At 70.1% G+C, this 22,580-nt stretch carries 22 protein-coding genes; 15 read left to right on the forward strand and 7 right to left on the reverse strand.

The genetic code is table 11. The features are described 5' to 3' along the window. Together D7W81_RS16665 and D7W81_RS16670 are read left to right on the forward strand one after the other, a co-directional pair. A partial coding sequence (locus D7W81_RS16665; protein ID WP_244227252.1) for a DUF4129 domain-containing protein occupies positions 1–874 on the forward strand: 874 nt, incomplete at its 5' end. Then, positions 871–2,055 carry a DUF4350 domain-containing protein gene (locus D7W81_RS16670; protein WP_120556372.1) on the forward strand — a complete coding sequence of 395 codons (1,185 nt, stop codon included), beginning with the start codon at positions 871–873 and terminating at the stop codon, positions 2,053–2,055. The genes D7W81_RS16665 and D7W81_RS16670, both read left to right, overlap by 4 nt. A gap of 72 nt (positions 2,056–2,127) precedes the next feature. Here the strand turns inward: D7W81_RS16670 and exoP are convergent, their stop codons facing one another. The 5 genes from exoP to D7W81_RS16695 all read right to left on the reverse strand — a co-directional run bounded on the left by exoP (position 2,128) and on the right by D7W81_RS16695 (position 7,915). Further along, the gene (exoP, locus tag D7W81_RS16675) at positions 2,128–3,330 is read right to left on the reverse strand and encodes a spore coat polysaccharide biosynthesis glycosyltransferase ExoP (protein WP_120556373.1); all 1,203 of its coding nucleotides are present in this window, start codon (positions 3,328–3,330) and stop codon (positions 2,128–2,130) included. Between the two features lie 89 nt (positions 3,331–3,419). Continuing rightward, entirely contained in the window at positions 3,420–4,481 is a 1,062-nt protein-coding gene (locus D7W81_RS16680) for a glycosyltransferase family 4 protein (RefSeq protein WP_120556374.1), read from the reverse strand. A 34-nt stretch (positions 4,482–4,515) separates the two neighbouring features. Then, positions 4,516–5,046 carry a serine O-acetyltransferase gene (locus D7W81_RS44130; RefSeq protein ID WP_120556375.1) on the reverse strand — a complete coding sequence of 177 codons (531 nt, stop codon included), beginning with the start codon at positions 5,044–5,046 and terminating at the stop codon, positions 4,516–4,518. Between the two features lie 104 nt (positions 5,047–5,150). Next, a complete protein-coding gene (locus D7W81_RS16690) occupies positions 5,151–6,668 on the reverse strand; it encodes an oligosaccharide flippase family protein (RefSeq protein ID WP_120556376.1) in 1,518 nt (505 codons plus the stop codon). Next, entirely contained in the window at positions 6,665–7,915 is a 1,251-nt protein-coding gene (locus D7W81_RS16695; protein ID WP_306440894.1) for a polysaccharide deacetylase family protein, read from the reverse strand. Before D7W81_RS16695 ends, D7W81_RS16690 begins: the two co-directional genes overlap by 4 nt. A 410-nt stretch (positions 7,916–8,325) precedes the next feature. Here D7W81_RS16695 and ccmA point away from each other — a divergent pair, with 410 nt between their 5' ends. The 12 genes from ccmA (at position 8,326) to D7W81_RS41990 (ending at position 17,768) form a co-directional block, all read left to right on the forward strand. Beyond that, positions 8,326–8,991 carry a heme ABC exporter ATP-binding protein CcmA gene (gene ccmA / locus D7W81_RS16700; protein ID WP_120556378.1) on the forward strand — a complete coding sequence of 222 codons (666 nt, stop codon included), beginning with the start codon at positions 8,326–8,328 and terminating at the stop codon, positions 8,989–8,991. Further along, on the forward strand, positions 8,988–9,692 hold the full coding sequence (locus tag D7W81_RS16705; RefSeq protein WP_120556379.1) for a heme exporter protein CcmB: 705 nt from the start codon (positions 8,988–8,990) through the stop codon (positions 9,690–9,692). Before ccmA ends, D7W81_RS16705 begins: the two co-directional genes overlap by 4 nt. Before the next feature lie 3 nt (positions 9,693–9,695). Continuing rightward, a complete protein-coding gene (ccsA, locus tag D7W81_RS16710) occupies positions 9,696–10,409 on the forward strand; it encodes a cytochrome c biogenesis protein CcsA (RefSeq protein ID WP_120556380.1) in 714 nt (237 codons plus the stop codon). Positions 10,410–10,411: 2 nt separating this feature from the next. After that, positions 10,412–10,582, forward strand: coding sequence for a hypothetical protein (locus D7W81_RS42790; RefSeq protein WP_167508069.1), 171 nt, complete (start codon positions 10,412–10,414; stop codon positions 10,580–10,582). Positions 10,583–10,586: 4 nt separating this feature from the next. Next, positions 10,587–11,081 carry a cytochrome c maturation protein CcmE gene (locus D7W81_RS16715; protein WP_120556381.1) on the forward strand — a complete coding sequence of 165 codons (495 nt, stop codon included), beginning with the start codon at positions 10,587–10,589 and terminating at the stop codon, positions 11,079–11,081. Continuing rightward, positions 11,078–13,102: a heme lyase CcmF/NrfE family subunit gene (locus tag D7W81_RS16720; RefSeq protein ID WP_120556382.1), complete on the forward strand. Its 2,025-nt coding sequence runs from the start codon at positions 11,078–11,080 to the stop codon at positions 13,100–13,102. The genes D7W81_RS16715 and D7W81_RS16720 overlap by 4 nt, the downstream gene beginning before the upstream one ends. Further along, positions 13,099–13,659: a TlpA family protein disulfide reductase gene (locus D7W81_RS16725; protein ID WP_120556383.1), complete on the forward strand. Its 561-nt coding sequence runs from the start codon at positions 13,099–13,101 to the stop codon at positions 13,657–13,659. Before D7W81_RS16720 ends, D7W81_RS16725 begins: the two co-directional genes overlap by 4 nt. A 156-nt stretch (positions 13,660–13,815) precedes the next feature. Next, positions 13,816–15,051: a zinc ribbon domain-containing protein gene (locus tag D7W81_RS16730; RefSeq protein WP_147445506.1), complete on the forward strand. Its 1,236-nt coding sequence runs from the start codon at positions 13,816–13,818 to the stop codon at positions 15,049–15,051. A gap of 114 nt (positions 15,052–15,165) precedes the next feature. Continuing rightward, a complete protein-coding gene (locus tag D7W81_RS16735) occupies positions 15,166–15,669 on the forward strand; it encodes a cytochrome c-type biogenesis protein (RefSeq protein WP_120556385.1) in 504 nt (167 codons plus the stop codon). Between the two features lie 3 nt (positions 15,670–15,672). Continuing rightward, positions 15,673–16,638 carry a tetratricopeptide repeat protein gene (locus D7W81_RS16740; protein WP_120556386.1) on the forward strand — a complete coding sequence of 322 codons (966 nt, stop codon included), beginning with the start codon at positions 15,673–15,675 and terminating at the stop codon, positions 16,636–16,638. 62 nt (positions 16,639–16,700) lie between these two features. Beyond that, entirely contained in the window at positions 16,701–17,210 is a 510-nt protein-coding gene (locus tag D7W81_RS16745) for a hypothetical protein (protein WP_120556387.1), read from the forward strand. Between the two features lie 3 nt (positions 17,211–17,213). After that, positions 17,214–17,768: a hypothetical protein gene (locus D7W81_RS41990; protein WP_147445507.1), complete on the forward strand. Its 555-nt coding sequence runs from the start codon at positions 17,214–17,216 to the stop codon at positions 17,766–17,768. A 3-nt stretch (positions 17,769–17,771) separates the two neighbouring features. On the opposite strand, the gene D7W81_RS16755 is transcribed toward D7W81_RS41990, so the two are convergent. Further along, complete coding sequence (locus D7W81_RS16755; RefSeq protein WP_120556389.1) at positions 17,772–18,734, reverse strand: D-2-hydroxyacid dehydrogenase family protein; 963 nt, start codon at positions 18,732–18,734, stop codon at positions 17,772–17,774. A 260-nt stretch (positions 18,735–18,994) separates the two neighbouring features. Between D7W81_RS16755 and D7W81_RS16760 the strand changes: the two genes are divergently transcribed. Then, entirely contained in the window at positions 18,995–21,292 is a 2,298-nt protein-coding gene (locus tag D7W81_RS16760) for a PAS domain S-box protein (protein WP_120556390.1), read from the forward strand. Positions 21,293–21,304: 12 nt separating this feature from the next. Here D7W81_RS16760 and D7W81_RS16765 read toward each other — a convergent pair whose 3' ends face one another. Further along, positions 21,305–22,501 (reverse strand): GNAT family N-acetyltransferase, encoded by a 1,197-nt coding sequence (locus tag D7W81_RS16765; RefSeq protein ID WP_120556391.1) that lies wholly within the window; start codon positions 22,499–22,501, stop codon positions 21,305–21,307. Positions 22,502–22,580 lie beyond the last annotated feature (79 nt).

Below are 22,580 nucleotides of genomic sequence, written 5' to 3' on the forward strand. Positions count from 1 at the left end.
GCCCCTGCTCCTGCTGCTGTCCGCCCTGCCCCCGTGCGCTGACCGGGAGGCCGTGTCGCGCCGGCTCGAGGACACGGCGCTCGCCAGGCCCCAGGAGCTCAACGCGGAGGTGAACCGGCTGGTGGAAGCCCTGGACGGTGTGCCCCTTCCGCCCGCGGCCTCCGGACAGACACCGCCCGAACGGGCCCGGCAGCTCACCGTGTACCTGGAGGCCGTGTGCCGTCTGGACGCGGAGCCGGCGGTGGCGCCTGGTGCGACGAGCGAACCGGAGCGGCTGCGCGCCATCCTCGACCGGCCGGAGTTCGCGAGGGCCCGGCAGCGCAACACCGACCTGCTGGCACGCCTGCTGCGCGAGTTGCAGAACTGGCTGGAGGGCCTCTTCGAATCCAGGGGCGCGCAGGGCTTCGCGGTGGCCACGCGCGCGGTGATGCTGGGCGTGGCGCTGGCGGTGGTGTTGTTCGGTGTGCTGCGGATGCGCTGGCGCCGGAGCAGGAAAGCCGTCAGCGCGCACACCGTGGAAGGTGAAGCCGCGCCCCTGGAGCTGGACACGCCCGGGGAACACCTGGGCCGGGCCCGCACCGCGCTGGAGACGGAGGACGCGCGCGAAGCCATCCGCGAGGGCTTGCTGGGCCTGCTGTCCACGCTGGAGCAGCGCAAGCTGGCGAGGCCGGACCGGGTGAAGACGAACCGTGAGCTCGCCGCGGAGCTGCCCACGCGAGGCGCCCCCGCGCGCGTGACGGGCGAGGTGGACCGGCTGGTGGGCTGGTACGACCGGGCCTTCTATTCGCTGGAGCCGGTGTCGCGGGATGAGGCCACGCGCTTCGTGGAGTCCGTGGAGCAGCTTCACGGCTCCCTCGCGGAGGGGCGGCCGTGAGGAACGCGCGCGTCGCGGTCGTGCTGGGCTTGATGATCGCCGTGGCGCTGGCGGTGGGCCTGGCTTCGCATGAGGCCCCGCCGGACTCTCCCGTGCCGTCCATCACGAACCCAGGCCCGCTGGGACTCAAGGCCCTCTTCGTCTACCTGCATGAGCGCGGACGCGACGTCAGCGCACAGACGGCCGCACTGGACTCGATTCCCGCCGGCACGCGCACGCTGATCATCGCCGCGCCGCAGGCCCAGCCCGTGACGAAGGAGGAGGTCGCCGCGCTGGAGCGCTTCGTCCGGGGCGGCGGCACGCTCGTGTACCTGTCTCCGCACGCGCTGGGCGAACACCAGCCGGGCCTGGAGGAATGGCTGGGCATCGCTTCCGGCGCACTGCCCGGCACGAACCACCAGGGCCTCGCCTCGGAATGGGTGGACCCCGCCGGCGTCACCGTGGACGTGTGGCTGCCCGCGGGCGCGCTGCGCGACCTGTCACTCCTGCGGGTGGCCCGGGACCGGAGCCTGCGGGTGGAGCACGAGGACGCGGTGCCCCTCGCGGGCCTGGGCGGCGCGAGCATGGTGTGGCGCTGGGGCCTGGGCCAGGGTGAGGTCTACGTCGTCGCGGGCCCGGACCTCGCGGAGAACCGGCGCCTGGAGCTGCTCGACAACCTGCGCTTCTGGGATGCGCTCGCCGCGCGCGGGCCCCTGCGCTTCGACGAGTTCCACCACGCCGTCGTCACCCGCCCGCCCCTCTCACAGGGCCTGTGGGTCTTCATCGCGCAGAGCCTCGCCGTGGGCCTCGTCTACGTCGTCTCCCGAGGCACTCGCTTCGGTGCGCCCCGGCCCGTGCGCGTGGAGCGGCACCGCTCCTCTCGCGAGTACGTGCGCTCCCTGGGCTGGCTCATGCGCCGCGCGAAGGTGGAGGCGGAGCTGCTGCCGGAGCTGGACACCGCCCTGCGGCGCCTGATGCAGGACCGCCTGGGCATCGCCCCGTCCCTGCCGGACGCGGAGGCCGCGCGCCTGCTGGAGGAGACCTGCGGCGTGCCCGCGCGCGACTACCTGGACGCGAAGGAGGACCTCCTGCGCACGCGGGAGCGCACGCCCATCCGCCCCGCCGACTACACCCGCCTCGCCCGCCGCTACGCCCTGCTGGAGCGCCGCGTGACGGGCCGCGCGGATGAACCTCGCGAATGACGAAGGCGCGGTGCCCGGCGCGCTCTCACGCCCCGGACCCGCGCCCTCTTGTCGCCCGGTACCGGACCGGACCTACAGCTTCTTGCCCGCCGCGAGCATCGCCTCACCCACGTGCTGGCGGATCTCCGCGACGCGTGCCTCCCAGCTCTCGTGGAAGATCTTCTCGGCGCGCTCCCGGTTCGGGCCCGGGTTGTCCGCCAGCGCCTCGTTGACCTGCTTCACGTAGTCCTCGGGCGTATTGGCGATGCGGCAGAGGCCCACCTTGCGGACCTCGGGCAAATCAGACGACACCACCGGCAGGCCGGACGCCAGGTACTCGCGCACCTTCAGCGGGTTGGAGTTGAGCGTCAGCTCGTTGATGACGAACGGGTTGAGCGCCACGTCGAACGCCTTGTTGTAGCCCGGCAGGTCCGCGTACGGCTTGCGCCCCAGCATGTGGATGTTGGGAACGGCGCGCAGGCGGCTGTCGTCGCAGTCCGGCGTCGTCTTGCCCACGATGACCACCGAGCCTTCGGGGTGCGCCTTCGCGCACGCGATGATGGCGTCCTGATCAATCCAGTCCGCCACCAGGCCGAAGAAGCCGATGATGGGCTTGGGCAGCTTCGCGATGTCCTCCGGAATCTTCGTGGCCGGGTCGCACGCCTTCACGAAGTGCGCGTGGTCCGTGCCGTGGCGCACCAGCACCGTGCGCGGGTTCATGCGCTTCTTGTTCTCGTACAGGCGCTCCGCGGACGTGATGCACATGTCCGCGCGGCGCAGCAGGCGCTCCTCCAGCTCCGCGATGTGCTTGCCGTTCGTGTCGCTGAACGCGGAGAACTCGTCCACGCAGTGGTACACGACGAAGTCCTCGCCCAGCGTGCCGGACACCGGCGCGGACGCGGGCAGGAAGCTCCAGGAGATGGGGCGCTCGAACTTCAGCTGCTTCATCGCGCGCAGCACCTGGAGCCGCAGCAGGTGGCGGTTCGCCTGGCGCACCGTCTCCGAGCCGTAGAACGGAATGGCCAGCGGGGCCAGGACGTGCAGGTTGGGCTCCACCTCGCGGATGCCCTGCGTGAACGTCTTCAGCTTCTTGATGATCCGCTGCGCGTCGTGCGCGTTCGCCTTGGGCGCGCGGTTGCCAATGCTGTTCACCCACAGCACGCGGTTGTCCCGCGAGAGGATCCGCATGATGTGGACCTTCGACAGGGGGTCACCGTCCCAGTCGTTGGAGAACACCACCAGGTCCCGCCCGCGAAGGGCCCGCTTCGACAAGTCCATCTCTTCACTGCGCCGCATCGTCCGCTCCTGAAGTCAAAAGTTCCGTGCTGAAAGCCCTGAAGCGCGCCCCTTCACTCGAGGGCGCCCCAACCCCATCCCCACTTGCATCACGCCGCGTTCACGGTTCCTGCACCTGCCATGCCGGACGGCAGCAACTCCGCGTACACGTCCAGCATCACCGGCCCCGCATCCGGGGCCATCACCTTCGCCGGGCCCGCCGCCAGCGCGTCGCGCACCGCCTGCGCCAGCGCCCGCTCGTCTCCGCCCTTGAACAACTTCGTGCCCTCTGGCCGCGCGCACACGTCGCTGGCCACGCACGGCACGCCCAGGGCCAGCGCCTCGCGCACGGAGATGGAGTCCCCGTCGTGCGTGGTGGGCCGGATGAAGGCGTCGCTCTGGGACAGCAGCCCCAGCGCCTTCGCGTGCTCCAATTCGCCCAGGTCCTCCAGGAGCCCCGCCACGCCCAGTTCGCGCGCGTCGCGGATGAACTCCTCGGAGCGCGTGCCCGGGCCGAAGAGCGCCAGCCCCACGCCGGGGTGCGTCTGCGCCAGGAGCTTCAGCGCCCGGAACATCTGCTTGCGCCCGTACACGGGCGACGGGTGGTGCGCCATCGCGAGCAGCGGACGGCGCCTGGAGCGCGCGGCCTCCACCTGCGGCGTCACCGGGCCGGGCTGCACCTGCGAGCCGCAGAAGGCCGGATGCACCAGGACCTTCTCCTCCGGCACACCGCACGCGACCACCGCGTCGCGCACCGCCGGGGACACGGCCACCACCCGCGCGTAGCCCGCCAGCGCCGTGCGCGCGAACACGCGCCGGGCCTGCGACTCCGCCAGGTAGTCCGGAATCAGCCCCGAGTGCAGCGTGATGACGCGCGGCGAGCGGGGCCCGGGCATGGTGCCCACCAGCGCCGCCAGCACCCACGCCTTCGGGTTGTTGCCGCTGGTGTGCAGGTGGACCGTCCAGCCCGCGGAGGTGAATCCCGCGAGCCGCAGGCCGAAGGCGGCGGCGCCGTGCACGGGGAGGACGTCCGGAGCCGGCCGGCCACCCTTCCCGATATCGAGCACCTTCGCTTCGACCCCGCGGTCGCGCAGAAATTGATGGAGTTGACGGACGTGGATGGCCACGCCCCCGTACGGCGGCGGGTAGTCCCCGACGAGCAACACGCGCATGAAGGAAGTCCTCTTCTCCAGCGAAGCGAAGTGCCTAGCGCGCGGAAGCCTGCGCGGAGGGCCGCGGAACCTGGGTGAGCTTCGGCGTGGACCGCGCGGGCAACAGGCCCATCTCACGCTGGTACGTGGTGAGCGGATCCGCGTCCTGACGGATGACCTTCGCGGGCACGCCCGCCACCACCGCGCCTGCGGGCACGTCCTTCACCACCACCGCGTTGGCGCCAATCACCGCGAAGTCGCCCACCTGGATGTTGCCCAGCACCTTGGCGCCCGCGCCGATGCGCACGTAGTCACCAATCACCGGCGCGCCCTCCAGCCCGGAGCGTCCGCCAATGGTCACCTGCTGCGAGATGAGGACGTGACGGCCCACCTTCGCCGCCTTGTGGATGACCACGCCGATGCCGCCGTAGCCCAGCTGCGTCCCTTCGCCCAGCTCCGCGTCCTCGGGGATGTAGGAGCTGTGGAGGTAGTAGATGGCCTTGCGCAACACCGCCGGCAGCAGCGGCACCCCACGCTGCTTCAGCCCATGCGCCAGCCGGTACAACGTCATCGCGTCGAATCCCATCACGCCTCTCCTCGCCCTCGCCCGAACTTCGTGACGGCCTGGAAGGTAAGTACCCACGCGTGGAGAGGGAAGTCCTCCCCACGCGTCCAATACCCGACGGTGGATCAGACCGCCCGGCGGGGGCGCAGAGACTGCAGCGCGCTCAACGGGCGAACGCCCTGCGCATACAGGCCCACCACGTACCCCACCACGAAGAGCAGCCCCGCCACCGCCAGCGGCAGCACCCGCCACAGGAAGCCCGTGGGCAGGTTCATCCACGTGTCGTGCACGCCCGTGCGCAGCAGGAAGATGCTCCCGCCCGCCGCGACCGCCGCCAGCGACGCCTGCCCGAGCTCCCGCCACGGGATGACGTCCTTCAAGCCCAGCTTCCGCTCCGGCGTGGACAGCGCCTGGGGCACGCGCAGGAGCAGCATCCCCTTGCCCACCACCTCCGCCATTGCCCAGGACGCGATGCCGCCCATCATCCCGAAGTACTTCACACCGAACCACAAGAGCGGCACCGTCACCACCGCCTTCACCAGGTACGAGGCGAAGATGGCGCGCGTCTGGCCCCGGGCCCGCAGCGTCCCGTCCATGGGCAGAATCGACAGCACCACGCCCAGCACGCTCACCCGGAAGATGGGGACCGCCGGCAGGAACTTCTGGCCGAACATGGCCCCCACGAACTCCGGCGCCGCCGCGAAGAGGAACGCCGCGAAGGGCAGGAACACGTACGCCAGCTTCCCGGCGGCTTCCCGGAAGGCCTCCACGCCCTCCTCCAGCCGGCCCTCGCGCTCCAACTCACCCAGGCGCACCATCAGCACCTCGCTGGTGGGCGTGTAGAGCAGGTCCACCACCGGCAGCTGGAAGCAGCCCACCCGGTAGAGCGCGTACACCGCGGGGGCCACCACGCCCGCCACCGCGTACATGTGCGCGTTCTGCTGGGGGATGGCCAGGAACATCGCGGCACCGAACGGCGCCGCGTACACCAGCTGCTCCTTGAACAACTTCCAGTCCACCAGCGGACCCGTGGACCCGCGCAGCGACACCACCCACGTGGCCACGTAGCGAAGGCCCGCGAAGCACGCCACGGCGATCATCATCCCGTGCAGGGAGAAGCCCAACAGCGGCGGCAGCACCATCACGCCCGAGCGCACCGCGTCCGACGCCAGGTACACCACCGCGGACGCCTTCGTCTTGCCCTGGCTGGTGAGCGAGATCTCCAGCGGGTAGCTGCCCAGGAAGAACGCCGTGTAGAGCGCCAGCGCCGCGCGGTGGTCCATCAGCGCGGGGTTGTTGAAGTAGGCCGCCACGTGGCCCAGGAAGGCCCACACCAGCCCGGCCGCCACCACGCCCGCGCCCGTGACGAAGAGCAGCGCGTGGCCCAGGTACGGCCGCTTCGCCTCCGCGCGGGGCAGGAAGTAGTAGAGGCTCTGCGCCACGCCGAACGGCAGCACGTACGACAGCGTCGTGGCGATGAGGAACAGCTGGTAGTAGGTGCCGTACTCGTCCAGGTGAAGCACCCGGGCCAGCACGAGCGGAATGGACAACGTCAGCCCGGCGGTGAACAACCGGGCCAACACCAACGGGCCGGCCCGCCCCAGGAACGACGGGGACGGGGCCGGCTTGGGTGACACACTCACTGGAGCTCCTCCGGCTGCGCCGCCTCCGGGGCAAGGGCCACGTTCGACGCGACCACGACCTGCGCACCCGCCGCCGCCGCCGCAACCATCGGCTCCGTCACGATCACCGGCGTTGTCACGTCCACGACGTCCACCGGCGTCGCCTTGGCGAGCGCGGCCTCCGCGGCGGCCGCTTCCTGCACGAGCACGTTGGCCGTACCGCTGGTCTGGGTGAGCAGGTGCGGACGGTGTCCCAGCACCGGGTGGTTCATGCCCAGCACGCCGAAGCAGTCATCGAACTGGCACACCGTGAGCGTGGACGAGTAGTCCCCCATCATCCCCAGGCTGAAGTTCTCCCACATCACCTTGCGCTTGAGGGCGAACGGGTCGCCGCCCACGCGGTTGGGCAGGTCCTCCGTGGTGACGCCAGAGCGGAAGCCGTTCTGGTTGAGCACGCGGATCATCTCGTCCGAGTACCAGCCGTTGCAGTACGCGAAGTCCTTCACCTGGATGCCGACCTCGCGCTCGATGGTCTGCTTGGACTCGACGATCTCCTTCTCCACCACCTCCGTGGGCTCCAGCGTGAGCACCGTGTGGCCCAGCGTGTGCGCGCCGAACTCGAAGCCGTCGCGCGCCATCTGGCGCACCTCGTCCCAGTTCATGACGTCGCCCTGCTCCGGCACCAGGTCCGCGCCGCCGCCCAGCTGCTGCTCCAGCGAGTCGATGATGCCCGTGAGCACGCGCGTCGGGTGCTCGCCGATGAAGTCGTCCAGCGCCGCGGACACCGTCTTGCTCCCGGTGAGGATGGGCCCCAGCAGCTGCACGGACGGGCCAGGCATGGTGTCGTAGTCCGGACGGAAGCGGCGCTCCTGCACGCAGCGCAGCAGGTGGAAGAGCCGGTCGTGGTTGAAGCGCTTGTCCGTGTTGATGAACGCCGTGGGCAGGTAGGTGATGGCCGGCACGCCCATCTGCTTGAGCACCGGGTACGCGTAGCGGTACACGTCGCGGTAGCCGTCATCGAACGTCACGACGAAGAGGTCCTTCTTCGCGGCGCGGCGGCCCGCCATCACGTCCACCGCGTCGCCAATGCTCGCCAGCTCGAAGCCCGCCGCGTGCGCCTGCTCCAGGTGACGCCGGAACGTCTCCTGGGAGATGAGCAGCCCCGGGATGGAGCGCTGCAGCTCCCCCGTGAAGTCGCTCACCACGCGGTGGTAGCTCACGATGAGGATGCGCCGGCCCCCCGACTGCGAACGGCGGTACGCCGCCATCGCCTTGCGCACCCCGCTGTAGTGGAGGAAACCCGCCGCCGCCGCCTTCGCCGCCCGCCGCAACACCTTCCCAGCCATCACGCCTCCCTCGCGGCTTTCGCCGTCTGCCCGTTCCCCCCAGTGGAACGAGCCCCGGCCCGCGTGTGTGCATGCTGGATGCCAGGGCATGAAGATGGTGGAAACCCACCGGAACCCCAGGAAACCCCGCGTCCTCAGGGGCATGTGGGCCCGATCTGGGGTCCTACCTGGGTGTACCAGGGCAGCCGAGCGCCCACCCATGGCGAAAACCTTTCAGTCCCCCAGCGAAAGCGAAGGAAGAAGCAGGCGTAAAAACTTCTTGTCCTCCGGCGGGCGACCCCAGGGGTTTCACTGGTGAACAGAGGCTTTTAAGGCTACGAAACGGCCCGCCGATGCCCCCTCCCCCCTCTGGATCAACGCCCGCGCTCGCCCTCCATGACGTGAGCAAGCGCTATGGGCGCAGGTGGGCGCTGGCACGGCTCACCTACACGCTGCCCGCCGGCCGTTCGCTCCTGCTCACGGGCCACAACGGCTCCGGCAAGACGACCCTGCTGCGCCTCGTGGCCACCGCGCTGGGACCCACCGCGGGCCGGGTGGAGGTGCTGGGCCGGGACGCCGTCACGGATCGCGAGGCCGTGCGCCGCGACGTGGCGCTCCTGTCCCACGCCAGCTTCCTCTACGAGGACCTCACCGCGCAGCAGAACCTGATGGTGCTGGGGCGCCTGTTGGGCGTGGACGCGCCGCAGGACGTCGCGGACGCGCTGCTCAACAAGGTGGGCCTCACCCGCCGCACGGACAGCCCGGTGCGGGGCTTCAGCGCCGGCATGCGCAAGCGCCTGGCCATCGCGCGGCTCCTGATGAAGGCCCCCGCCCTGGCCCTGTTGGACGAACCCTTCGGGGAGCTGGACCCGGCGGGCATCCAGGACATGGAGGGCGTCATCGCGGAGCTCAAGGCGGGCGGCACCACCGTGGTGCTGGCCACGCACCTCATCGAACAGGGCCTGAGCCTGTGCGAGGAACGGCTGCACCTGCAGGACGGCCGGGCGGTGGCGGCATGAGCGCCGTGAAGCCGAAGCGGGCCCCGGGCCTCCTGAAGACGACGCTCGTGCTGATGCGCAAGGACCTGCTCATTGAGTGGCGCACCCGCGCGCGGCTCAACGCGCTGATCTTCTTCGCCATGGCCACGCTGCTGCTCTTCTCCTTCGCGCTGGGGCCGGACACGAAGCTCCTGGAGCGCAACGCGGGCGGCTACCTGTGGCTGGCCATCCTCTTCGCCAGCGTGCTGTCCCTGGGCGAGTCCTTCCGCGTGGAGACGGAGAACGCCTGCCTGGACGGCGTGCGGCTGGCCCCGGCGGACGCGCGCGCCATCTTCCTGTCCAAGGCGCTGGGCAACGCCCTGCTGCTGCTGGCCCTGGCCGTGGTGCTGGTGCCCGTGATGGTGGCCCTGTACGGGGTGCGCATCGTCACGGGGGTCGGTGACCTGGCGGGCATCCTGGTCCTGGGCAGCCTGGCGCTCAGCGCCCCGGGGACCGTCTACGCGGCCATCTCCAGCAATGCGCGAGCCCGGGATGTACTGCTGCCTCTGCTATTGTTCCCGCTCGTCATCCCGGCCCTCCTCTCCGCTGCCAAGGGGACGACGCTCGTGCTCCAGGGTGACCCCATGCAGCAGCTGGGCTCATGGCAGGGGCTGCTGCTGGGGTTCAATCTGATTTACTGGGGCGTGGGCTTCTTGCTGTTTCCCCGGGTCATCGAGGACTGAAGGATGAACAAGTTCGTCAAGTTTGGCCTCCCGGTGCTGACGTTGGCGCTGCTGGGTGCGGGCTGGTGGCTGGGCCTCGCGTGGGCGCCGCCGGACCGGGAGATGGGCGAAGTGCAGCGCATCATGTACGTCCACGTGCCGCTCCAGTGGATGGCCATGCTGGCCATGTTCATCAACTTCGTGGCCGCGGTGACGTACCTCATGCGTCAGTCGTGGAAGACGGACGCCATGGCGGAGGCCTCCGCGGAGATCGGCCTGCTCTTCGGCACGCTGGGGATGATCACCGGCTCCATCTGGGGCCGTCCCACCTGGGGCGTGTACTGGTCCTGGGACCCGCGCCTCACGTCGGAGGCCATCCTGCTGGTGTCCTACACGGGCTACCTGGTGCTGCGGCGCTTCGTGGAGGACCCGGAGAAGCGCGCGGTGTGGAGCGCGGTGGTGGCCATCATCGGGGCCATCAACCTGCCCATCGTGTGGTTCTCCGTGCGCTGGTGGCGCAGCCTCCACCAGGTGCAGTCCAGCCCCAAGACGGTGGACCCGCAGATGGTGCTGCCCCTGCGCGTGTCGGCGTTCGGCATGCTGGCGCTGCTCATCCTCTTCATGGTGCACCGCTACCGCATCGCGCTCGCGGAGCGGCAGGCGGAGGTGGCGCTGCCGGAGGCGCTGCCCTCGGACGACCCCGCGCTGCGCGCGAACCATTCCTCGAAGGTGGCCTGAACATGACCTCGCTGACGTCGCTGATGCTGCTGGCCCAGGTGGGCAGTGGCCGTCTCCAGGGTGGTTGGGGGTACGTGGGCGCGTGCTACGGCATCTCCGTGGCCGCCTTCGTGCTCTACTCGGTGTCCCTCTGGGCGCGCCGTCCCCGCACCGCCGCCGATTCGAAGGAGTGACCCCATGACGCCCGTCAATCGCAACCGTCTCATCGCGCTGGGAGCCCTGCTGTTCGCCGGCGCGGGCCTTGGCTTCATCGCCTTCGGCAACATCGGCGACAACCTCGTCTATTACTGGAGCCCGTCGGAGCTGCTCTCCAACGGCGACAAGGCCTACACGGCCACCATCCGCCTGGGCGGCGTGGTGCAGCCGGGCAGCATCCAGTGGAACGAGGGCCACACGACGCTGGACTTCCGCGTGGCGGATGGCCCGGACGCGAACGCCAAGAGCGTGCACGTGCGCTCGCTGGAGACGCCCCCGCAGATGTTCCGCGAGAAGATCGGCGTCGTGGTGGAGGGCACCTATGACAAGGCCGGCATCTTCACGTCCAACCGGCTGATGGTGAACCACTCCAACGAGTACCGCGCGCCCAAGGAAGGCGAGGAGCCGCGCAAGTGGCAGGACACGCTGGCGGAAGGTGCCACCACCGCCACCGTGACGCCGCCGGGGGCGCCGTGAACGGAATGCTGGGCTATGGGCTGGTCCTCGCGGGCCTGGCCTTCGCCGCCTTCGGCGCCATCCTGGGGCTGGTGGGCGGCCTGCGCCGCACGGACGCCAGCTACCCCTGGGTGCTGCGCGCGGTGTGGGGCTTCGCCGCGTGCATGATCGGCAGCAACCTGGTGATGGTGGAAGCGCTCATCAACCACGACTTCAGCGTGAAGTACGTGGCCCAGGTGGGCAGCCGCGCCACGCCGCTCATCTACACCATCGTGTCGCTGTGGAGCGCGCTGGAGGGGTCCATCCTCTTCTGGGGCCTCATCATGGGCGTGTACCTGGCGGCGTTCGCCTTCGTGCACCGCAAGGAGCACGCGCGCTACATGCAGCTGGCGCTGGGCACCATGCTGGCCGTGGGCGTCTTCTTCGCCTTCCTCATCGCGGGCCCCGCCAACCCCTGGGGCGCCGTGTCGCCGGTGCCGGCGGACGGCCCGGGCCCCAACCCGCTGCTGCAGAACCACTTCCTGATGATCATCCACCCGCCCATGCTCTACGCGGGCTACGTGGGCATGACGGTGCCGTTCGGCGTCGCCGTGGCGGGCCTCTTGCGCGGGGAGATTGGTGAAGCGTGGATGGCGCCCCTGCGGCGCTGGACGCTCATCGCGTGGATGTTCCTCACGCTGGGCATCGTGCTGGGCTCCTGGTGGGCGTACGCGGTGCTGGGCTGGGGCGGTTACTGGGCGTGGGACCCGGTGGAGAACGCGTCCTTCCTGCCCTGGCTGACCGCGACGGCGTTCATGCACTCCACCATGGTGCAGGAGCGCAAGCGGATGCTGAAGCTGTGGACGCTGAGCCTCGCGCTGGCGTCGTTCGTGCTCACCATCCTGGGCACGTTCATGACCCGCTCCGGCATCTTCAACTCGGTGCACTCGTTCACCCAGTCGGACATCGGGCCCACGTTCCTCGTCTTCATCGGCATCCTGCTGGTGGTGTGCATTGGCCTGTTGGCCACGCGCGGCCACCTGCTGGCGCCGGAGGGCCGGCTCACGTCGCTGGTGTCTCGCGAGGCGAGCATCCTGGTGAACAACCTGGTGTTCGTGGCCATCACCTTCACGGTGCTGCTGGGCACGCTCTACCCGCTGGTGTCGGAGGCCGTGCGCGGCATCCGCGTGAGCGTGGGCGAGCCGTACTTCAACAAGATGGCGGTGCCGGGCGGCATCGCGGTGCTCTTCCTCATGGGCGTGGGCCCGGTGCTGCCCTGGGGCACGCCGGACAAGGCCGCGCTGCGCCGGCAGTTCATCATCCCCGCGGCGGTGGGCGTGGTCATCACGATTGCCTGCTACGCGGCGGGGCTTCGCGGCGTGTACCCGCTGCTCACGTTCGGCCTGGGCGGCTTCGTCACCGTCATCACGCTGCGCGAGCTGGTGGTGCCGGTGCGCGTGCGCATGACGGAGCGCAAGGAAGGCTTCGTCACGGCGGTGGCCACGGCCACGAGCAAGGCGCGCCGGCGCTTCGGCGGCTACGTGGTGCACCTGGGCATCGTCATCATCATCGTCGCCGTGGCGGCCTCCAGCGCGTACGTGACGCACACGTCCGGCACGCTGAAGAAGGACGGCACCCTGATGCTGGACGGCTACCAGCTGAAGTACCTGGGCCTGTCCAGCGGCGAGGAGCCGCACCGCACCTACGTCGCCGCGCGCCTGGAAGTGACAGCGCCCAACGGCACGGTGACGGAGATGCGCCCGCGCATGAACTACTACGAGCGGAGCACGGACCCCGTGGGCACGCCCGCGGTGCGTGAGTCGCCGAAGGAAGACCTGTACATCTCGCTGATGGCCTTCAGCGAGACGACGGGCACGGCGAGCTTCAACGTCTGGGTGTTCCCGCTGGTGGGATGGATCTGGTACAGCCTGCCGCTGCTGCTCCTGGGCACGCTCATCGCCGTATGGCCTTCGCGCCGGGCGGCGGTGCTGCGCGCGGACGCGGCGCCGGTGGGCGCGGCGCCTCCCCTGCCGGGCACGGACGCCGAGCGGGGGGCGGCATGAAGCGCTGGCGGCTTCCCCTGGTGTTCGCAGCGGTGGGCGCGGCGCTGCTCTTCGTCCTCTTCCAGGGCTTCGGGCGGGACCCGCATGAGGTGCCCTTCATGCTGAAGGGCGCGTCCGCGCCGGACTTCACGCTCAAGCCGCTGGACGGTGGCGACGACGTGAAGCTCGCGGACCTCAAGGGCCGCCCGGTGGTCATCAACTTCTGGGCGTCGTGGTGCGGGCCCTGCAAGTACGAGCACCCGGTGCTCGAGTGGGGCGCGCGCGAGATGGGCGCCCAGGCCGTGTTCATGGGCGTCGTCTTCGAGGACACGGAGCCCAACGCGCGCGACTTCCTGCGCCGCATGGGCGCCAGCTTCCCGCAGCTGATGGACACGCGCTCGCGCATGGCGGTGGACTACGGCGTCGCGGGCGTGCCGGAGACGTACTTCATCGACGCGCAGGGCATCATCCGCGGCAAGCACGTGGGGCCCATTGATCCGCAGACGCTGGCGAAGCGGGTGAAGGAACTGACCCAGCCGGCCGCGGGCGCCACCGCGGAAGCCGCGCGGCAGCCCTGAGTCAACGCCGCCCGCTCGGAAGGCAGGCGCCCGGGAGCCCGTGAGGGAGTCCCGGGGGCCGCCTCGCGGGAGGCTTGGAATCCGTAGTAAGTCCCTGCGGTCGGCGTCGTTCGCGAGGGCTTCCCCCGGCCCCTGCTCCAGCGAGGTGGGCTCCCCATGCAGTGCCCCGAGTGCGGTGAAAGCGCGGCGGACGTCCGCCTGAGTTACTGCGAGAACTGCGGCGCGAAGATGCCCGCGCGTCCCGCGGCCCCGCCCCGCGCCAGCAGCGCCCGGAGCAACCGCCCCAGCCGCCCCATGACGGAGCCGTCCTATGCGGCGGAGATCCTGGATGAGGAGGAGGACGCCCGGCAGCAGGGCCGCGCCGGCGCCGCGCCCCCGCGAGGCTCCAAGGCGCAGCCCGCGCCCGAAGCGTACGAGGAAGAGGACCCGTACACGGGCCCGCGCTGGCTGAAGGACGTGCCGGGCCACTCGCAGAGCGTGGTGGGCGTGGGGCTGGTGGCGTTCTCGTTGGTGTTGTCCATCCTGCCCTTCTTCCCCAGCGTGGGCGTGCTGGGGACGCTGCTGACGCTGGTGGGCTGCGTCGCGCTCGTCGCGCGGGAGCTGCGCCGCGACGGCAACGCGCCGGGCTGGGTGGACCACGTGCCGCTGGTGCTGCTGCGGCCGGAGGTCCCCGCCGCGTTCATGCTGCTGCTCGTGGCGCTCACGGTGCGGCTCTTGTCGGGCTTCAACCTGCTGGTGCCCCTGTGGGCGGCGGGCACGGTGCTCATCGCCCTGGAGCAGTACCGGTTGGTCATCGCGGAGCCGGATGGCGTGGGCCGCGACTTCGACCCGCGCTCGCTCCTGGGCTTTCCCCGGGTGCTGGCGCTGGCGGGCGTGGTGGTGTGCGTGGTGGCGCTCTTCCTGCCCTGGGGCAAGGTGATGGCGGACGGGTCCTCCCTGCCCGACAACGCGCCGGTGCCGGGGAGCGTGCGCGGCGCGCCGCCGGAGCTGCGCGTGCTGCCCACGACGCGGCCCTCGGATGACTCGCTCTACAGCCTGGGGGGCGGCGTCACGTCGCGCTCGGGCTGGGACCTGCCGCTGTCGGAGCTGCCGCTGCTGGCGCTCGTGGCGCTGCTCGTGCTCGCGGCGCTGCGGCCGGACGTGGAGCGCCCGGCCTTCCTGCGCTGGGTGCCGGTGGGCGCGGTGAGCGTGAGCCTGCTCTGGGCGCTCGCGGGGGTGAAGCTCGCGGTGGGGCCCTTCGTGTTCCTCTTCGGCCTGGGGGCGGTGGGCTTCCATGCGGTGCGCCAGGCGCTGGGCCGCGACGAGCCGCAAGGGCTGCTGCCGCCGGAGGACGACCCCTACGACCCGGACCAGGACCCTGAGACCGAGCCCGACTCCGGCTACCGGGGCTAGGCCGCTGGCTTTGAACAGAACGGGCTGCCCGGGCGGCGGGCGTGCGGCCCAGGTTTCACTGTGCAATACCCGTCAGGGGGCGGTAGTTAGGGACGGCCCCCGCTGGAGCCCCCGATGAATGCCGTCCTCGTCTCGTTGACCCTCGCCCTGAGCCTTGCCACGGGGCAGTTCGCGCCGCAGCAGGCCGCCAGTGATCCGCTCGCGCCGACCCAGGAGGCGCGGGTGCAGCAGCTGGCGAAGAAGCTGCGCTGCGCGGTGTGCCAGGGCCTGTCGGTGGCGGACAGCCCGTCGTCCATGGCGCGCGCGCAGCTGGACAAGGTGCGCGAGCTGGTCTCCGACGGAAAGACGGACACGGAGATCGTCGACTACTTCGTGGCGCGCTACGGCGAGTGGGTGTTGCTGGAGCCGCGCGCGGAGGGCTTCAACTGGTTCGTGTGGCTGGGGCCTGTCGCGCTGGTGCTGGGCGGCCTCTTCGTCATCCTGAAGCAACGTCAGCCCCTGCCCGAGGGCGCCGCGCCCGCAGAAGCCGCGCCGGTCCCCTCCCCTTCCACTCCCGCGCCGTCGGTCGACGATGCGGACCCCTATCTCCAGGCCGTGCGCCGGGAGCTGGAGCGCTAAGCCATGCAGCCCGAGCCCACCAACTGGTTGCCCGGAATCATCGTCCTGTCGGTCGCCTTCGTGCTGGCGGCCGCGTGGCTCCTCTACATGAAGATGAAGACGGGGAGCGCGCTGCCGGACACGACCGTGAAGGCGGACGGCACTGCGGACGACCTGGCGCAGCGGGCGCAGTCGCTCATCGAGCAGCTGCGCACGCTGGAGGCGGAGAAGCACCACTTCACCGCGGAGCACTACACGGCGGAGAAGGCGCGGCTGGAGCGGGAAGCGGCCGCCGCGCTGCGCGCGAAGGACGAGCACCAGAAGCGGCAGGCGGCGGGAGAGAAGGCGCCCGCGCGCAACGTGCCGGCGCCCTCGGGTTGGGCGTCGCGCAATCCGCAGCTGGTGGGCGCGATGTGGGGCGCGGGCGTGGTCGTCTTCTTCGGAGGGCTGGGCTACCTGCTGGTGTCGGAGCAGAAGCCGCGAGAGGAAGGGCAGATGGGCACGGGCGCGACGCCGCCGGGCATGGCCCAGGCCCAGCAGCAGCAGGAGATGCCGGAGCCGAACGACGAGCTGGAGCAGGCGCGTCAGCGGCTGGCGTCGAACCCGGGCGACGTGGAGGCCGCGTCGATGCTGAGCCACGAGCTCATCCGTCAGCAGCAGTTCGAGGAAGCGCTGAAGGTGACGCTGAAGGGCCTGGCGGTGGATCCGTTCAACGTGGAGCTGCGGGTGCACCGGGGCGTGCTGCGCGCGGCGTCGCAGGGAGACCTGCAGGGCGCCGAGCAGGAGCTGACGGAGCTGGTGGACACGTGGCCGGACGCGCAGGAGGCGCTCATCTTCCTGGGCAGCCTGTCGTTGCGCCGGGGCGACAAGGCAGGAGCGCTGGTGCATTTCGAGCGTTTCACGGTGGAAGTGCCCAAGAACATGCAGCCCCCGCAGCTGGCCCCCGCCATCGCCCAGCTGCGCGCGGAGGTCGCGCAGCAGCCGCAGTAGGCTGTACGTCGTGAGGGGCCGGACTTCCGGCCCGCGAAGTGTGTCACCCCTGGAGGTGGGCCATGGGTGTGTCCGGCTTCTGGAAGACCGCTGTCGCGTGGGTCTGTGCCTTGTTCGCTTCAGGCTGCGCGACAGGCGGTTCCGCGACGTACGTGGAAGGCGCGCTGCGCCCCCGTCACTTCGTGTTCCATGAACTGGTGAAGCAGCGAGGGAAGACGCCAGGTGGATGGATGGCAGCCTGCCTCCACGTCGGCATCGCCCGCGACACGGGAGAGTTGTTCTACTGCAGGTTCGGCGTGGAGATGCCCATCGCCAACAGTGCGCAGGGAACGATCTCCATGGAGCAAGCCCAAAGCCTCTCCGCGAGTTGCGCGAATCAGGCAGCGAGGGCCACTTTTGCGGGTGCAACGCCAGCTACGCCCATCGGAATTGCCTGTGAGGAATTCAAGACTGTCTACGACTTGACGCTCAAGGCGGCCATCGAGGGCGCACAAGTCATGAAGGTCTGTGCCAGGGGCATCAAGCCGGTGGTGGTGACACCTATGGGGCCGACCACCAGCGGAGGCATGTAGCCCATGGTTCCGTCCATCGAGGAGTTGCTGGAGATCGCGAGAACCTATTGGCCTTCTCACGAAGATCCCAATCAGGAGCCCGGGCCCGAGGCACATCGACTCCATGTGCTTTGGCGCCCGAAGCTCGCAGAGCCCGGTTCCTGGGACGCGTTGATTGACCAACTCGAGAAGGCCTTTCCCCAGGACACCATTGGAGACATCACCACGCCTTCGAATGCTTGCTTCTGGTGCGCCATCTATCCCGGAGGTGATCGTGTGCCTCCAGGATTGCACTGGGTCTACGTGGGCTGCGCCAGCATCATCGCGCCGGTCTACACCGTGTACCGGGCCCAGTTTGAATACGGCGAACGTCGGATCTTCCGGCAGCTTGATCTGGAGCCTCCCGCCGTAGAGCCGGCGGTCACGCTGGCGAGACTCATGGAGTCCACGATGGGGTTGAGCCTGCTGCCTCCCGCCATCGCCAACTACCCAGCGCCCGTCTTCGTGGATTGGAAATCGCCTCCGAAGACCACTCTCTTCCACGCGCTCTTCACCAGCAGACCCGAGAATCCCCCCTGAGCCTCATCCCAGCCTGCGGATGGGAGCACCGTCGAGGAACGCGCGGATGTCCTCCACAGCTTCACGGAAGTACGTCGCGTAGTTCCCCTGGGACACGTAGCCCAGGTGCGGCGTCGCGAGCAGGTTCGGAAGCGTCCGCAGCACATCGTCCGCGGGCACCGGCTCCGTCTCGAAGACATCCACCGCCGCGCCCGCGATGACTCCCTGCTGAAGCGCGTCAACGAGCGCGGCCTGATCCACGATGGCCGCGCGCGACGTGTTGATGAGGTACGCCGTGGGCCGCATCCTCGCGAGCTCCGCGCCCCCCACCAGCCCGCGTGAGCGCTCCCCCAGGACCAGGTGGATGGACACGAAGTCACTCGTCTCCAGGAGCGCCTCCTTCGACGGCGCCCGCGTCACCCCCGCCTCCCCTGCCCTCGCGTCCGTGAGGTTCGGGCTCCACGCCACGACGTCCATGCCGAACGCCAGGCCCACCCGGGCCACCCGGCTTCCAATCTTCCCCAACCCCAGCAGCCCCAGCCGCTTCCCATGCAGGTCCACGCCCACCGAGTGCTGCCAGGGCCCACCCTGCCGGAACGCCGTGCTCTCCCCCACCACGTTCCTCGCGAGCGCCAGGATCAACGCCCACGTCAGCTCCACCGGAGGCTCTGTCGCGCTCGCCGTTCCGCACACCGTCACGCCGTGTGCGGCGCACGCGGCCAGATCGATGGACGCATTCCGCATCCCCGTCGTCACCAGCAATCGCAGCCGTGGCAGCCGTTCAATGAGCGCCTTCGGAAACGGCGTGCGCTCCCGCATCACGACGATGATGTCGAACGGCGACAGCGCCGCGACCAGGTCCTCCTCACGGACGAAGTGCTCGCGGAACACCGTCACTTCGAGCTGACCCCGCACGGACGACCAGTCCGCGAGCCGCGTCGAAACCCCCTGGTAGTCGTCCAGCACCGCGCACCGCTGTCCCGCCATGGTTCAGGCCCTCCCTGTGAACCTTCACGCCGCACGCTCCCCCGCCTGCCCACCCGGTGAGACCGCCAGCCAGGGGGCGGCACGCTGCGACCTCGCCGTGCCCGTCACTAGCTTGTAGCCGCTGGCCCACGCGTTCCACCAGGAGGACACCGCGGCATGAAGGTCCGGTCGGGGACACCGCTCCAGTGGCGCGACAGGGCCCCTTCCAGATGGGAAACCACTTCCGGGTGCACGCCTCTCCGTGAAGCAGGGGGCCAGACATGATGAACGGCGCTTCCTCGCATGAAGGCGGGCAGAGGCCCAGGGCGGCAACCCGGCTGAAGGCCCAACGGGACACCATCATCCAGTGCTGGACCGACCGCGTCCGTCAGGCCATCCCGGCGGCCAGCGCCCAGGACGAACACCACCTCAAGGACAGCCTGCCCCGGTTCCTGGAACGCATGACCGCGGCACTGATGGTGGCCCCACATCAGACGGCCGCGGAGAACGACCTGGACACCCTGGCCCAGGCTCACGGGAAGCAGCGCTCGGGGCTCAAGGAGTACTCGCTCCAGCAGATGCTCCGCGAATACCAGCTCCTGCGCGAGGTCATCTTCCAGGTGCTGGAGCAGGACGGGCCCCTCCTCCCTCCCGAACGCGACATCATCCTCTCGCTCATCGAGCAGGGCATGGCGGAGGCTGGCGCGGGCTACATCCGGTTCGTCCAGTCGCGAGAGCGCTCGATCGAAGAGCACTTCCGCTCCCTGATGGAGACCATTCCTCACGTGGTCTGGCTCTGCGCCTCCGACGGACGCATCGAGTTCGTCAGCCGCCAGTGGACGGAGTGGACCGGACGCCCCTCCGGCGCGGAAGGGGGCGGCCCCAGCTTCACCCAGGCCCTCCACCCGGACGACGTGCCCGCCCTGGCCGAAACGGTCCGTCAGGCGCGGGAGAGCCGGGGCCCCCTTCGCCTGTCCTACCGGGTGAAACGCAGGGACGGCACCTTCCGCTGGTGCGAAGCGCGGGGCAACCCCGTCTTCAACGACGACGGCCACCTCCGGGGCTGGATTGGGACGACGACCGACGTGGATGATCAGCGCTCCACGGATGACGCGCTGAAGGCCGTCCGGCTGGAGCTGCAGGAGGTCTTCATGCAGGCCCCGGCCCCCATGGTGGTCATGTCAGGGCCCGAGCACCGCTTCACCCTGGTGAATCCGCTCTACGAGCGCCTGGTGAACCAGGACGTCCTCGGGGTGCCCCTGCGGACGGCCTTCCCCGGCGAACAGGCGCGCATCCTCCCCATCGTCAAACAGGTCTACGAAACCGGTCAGCCGTACACCTGGCCCGAGTTGCCGGTAACGCTGCCGGACGCGCAGGGCGTGCCCCGTCAGCACTACCTCAACGCCAGCTACACCCCGCTCAAGGACACGCAGGGAATCCCGCGCGCCGTGAGCTGCCTGATGGTCGACGTGACCGAACAGGTGGAGGGCCGCCGGCACATCGAGCAGAGCGAGGCGCGCTTCCGGCAGATCGCCAACGCCCTGCCGCAGATCGTCTGGACCGCCAACGCGGACTTCTTCGTCGACTGGTACAACGACTGGTGGTTCCAGTACCTGGGCCTGCCGCGGAGCACCCGCTGGGATGACGTGGACACCCAGCCCATGCACCCGGAGGACGCGGAGCGGACGCGGCTGAAGGTGCAGGAGGCGTTGGCGACCGGCAGCGACTTCCTCATGGAGCAGCGCTTCCGCCGCGGCTCGGACGGCCAGTACCGCTGGCACCTGGTCCGGGGCGTCGCCATCCGCGACGCGGAAGGGCGGGTGGTGGGGTGGATTGGAGCCAACACGGACATCCACGACCAGAAGACGGCCACGGCTCGCCTGGAGGAGGAGCGCGACCTGCGCGAGCGCTTCGTCGCCACGCTCACCCACGACCTGCGCACGCCGTTGACGGCCGCGAAGCTGAACGCCCAGATGCTGGCGCGCAAGGGGGACGACCCCACCGCCCTCTTCAAGCTGGCCGCGCGCATCAGCGAGAACCTGGACCGGGCGGACCAGATGATCCGCGACCTGCTGGACGCGAACCGCATCCGCGCCGGAGAGGGCATCACCCTGGACCTCTCCTCCGAGCTCGACCTGGGCGCCCTCGCCCGGGAGACGCTGGAGGAGCTGGCCCTGGTGCACGGCGGCCGCTTCGTCCTGAACGCGCCCCAGCCCCTGGCCGGCCACTGGAGCCGCGACGGGATGCGGCGCATCCTGGAGAACCTCTGCGGCAACGCCATCAAGTACGGCGCGCATGACCGCCCGGTGACCGTCTCCCTGACGGAAGCCGGACCGGACGCGGTGGCCCTGCGCGTCCACAACTGGGGCAATCCCATTCCCCCGGAGCACCAGCGGGCCCTGTTCCAGCAATACCGCCGCCTGGAGTCCGCGGAAGTCCGCGCCCAGAAGGGCTGGGGCCTGGGGCTGACCCTCGTCGAGGGCTTGGCCCAGGCGCACCGGGGCAGCGTGACGCTGGAGAGCACGCCGGAGACAGGAACGACCTTCACGGTCACCGTCGCGCGCGATCCGCGACGGTGAGCGCTGGCGGCCCTACTGGACCGCGGCCTTGCGGCGGCGGAACCGGCGGACCTTCTCCACCAGCTCGTCCGACAGCACGCCCTTCACCGCGTTGCGCGTCTGGCGGGCCCACTCCTCGGTGCGGGTGAACCACTCACCCGCGAGGCCCGCGCCGTGCGCGCGCAGCGACACCGTCTGACGCTGCTTCGTCACCCAGTCGGACTTGTACGTCTCCGTGCCTCGCAGGAAGTCGTACTCCGTGAGGCCCATCTCGATGGCGTCCTTGAACGTCTCGCCCACCAGCACCAGGCCCACGCTGCGGTTGCGCCACGCCGGGTCATACCCGGACTGGAAGTACACGAATGTCTGGCCATGCAGGATGCCGTACACGGACGCCACCGCCTGGCCGCCCACCTTCATCGTGTACATGCGCAGCCGGCCCCGCTCCGCCAGCCATTGCGTGGCGTCCCGGTGGAACGCCTCCACGCCGGCGCCCTTGATGCCCTGCGAACCGCCATCCGAGGACCAGCGCAGCGCGTGCAGCCGGAAGAAGTCCGTCATCGGCCCGGCCAGCTGGCCCGGCGCGTCCGTGCGCTCGATGCGGTAGCCGTCCTGCTTCTCCAGCCACTTGCGCCGGCGCAGGTAGTTGTCCCGCCGGCCCGTGCGCTTGAGGAACGCGTCGAACGGCTCGCCCGGCACCAGCGTCTCGTACGGGCACACGTAGCGCTCCGACACGCGCACGTCGCCAAACACCTCGCGCGCCACGCCGAGCGTCGTCGAGCCCTCGCGCAGGTCCGTCAAATCCAGCACGTCCCACTCGTCGCGCAGCCCCTGGAGCACGTTGAAGAACGCCCGGGCCGCTTCCGCCTCGCGGCCCTTGCGCGCCACCACGTCCAGGTAGTCGCTGCCCACGTGCGTCTCACCCAGGAAGCCCAGGCGCCGCACGCGCACCCCGTTCACCCAGCGGTGCTCCAGCCCCAGCGGCAAGAGGCCCACCAGCGTGCCCAGCCTGTCCCGCGCCGTCAGCACCAGCGGCCGCACGTCGGGCGAGATGCGCCGGCACCACGGATACAGCCACTCCCAGGCGTTGAACGGACCGGCGTTGCTCGCGTCCAGGAGCGCGTTCCACTCCGCCCGCATGCCCGCCAACTGGGAAGCACTGCCCACCGCCGCCACATCCAGCCGCGGCGACAACCTGGGCCCTGACGTCAACTCATCTTCGCGGATCACCGCGTCACCCCGATGCCTTTCCCGAAGCACTGCCCCGGCCCCTGAGTGCCATTGCAACCCGGGAGCCAGCTCCTGTTCC

Origin of the sequence: Corallococcus aberystwythensis (genome assembly GCF_003612165.1) — a bacterium.
Taxonomy (GTDB): Bacteria; Myxococcota; Myxococcia; order Myxococcales; family Myxococcaceae; genus Corallococcus; species Corallococcus aberystwythensis.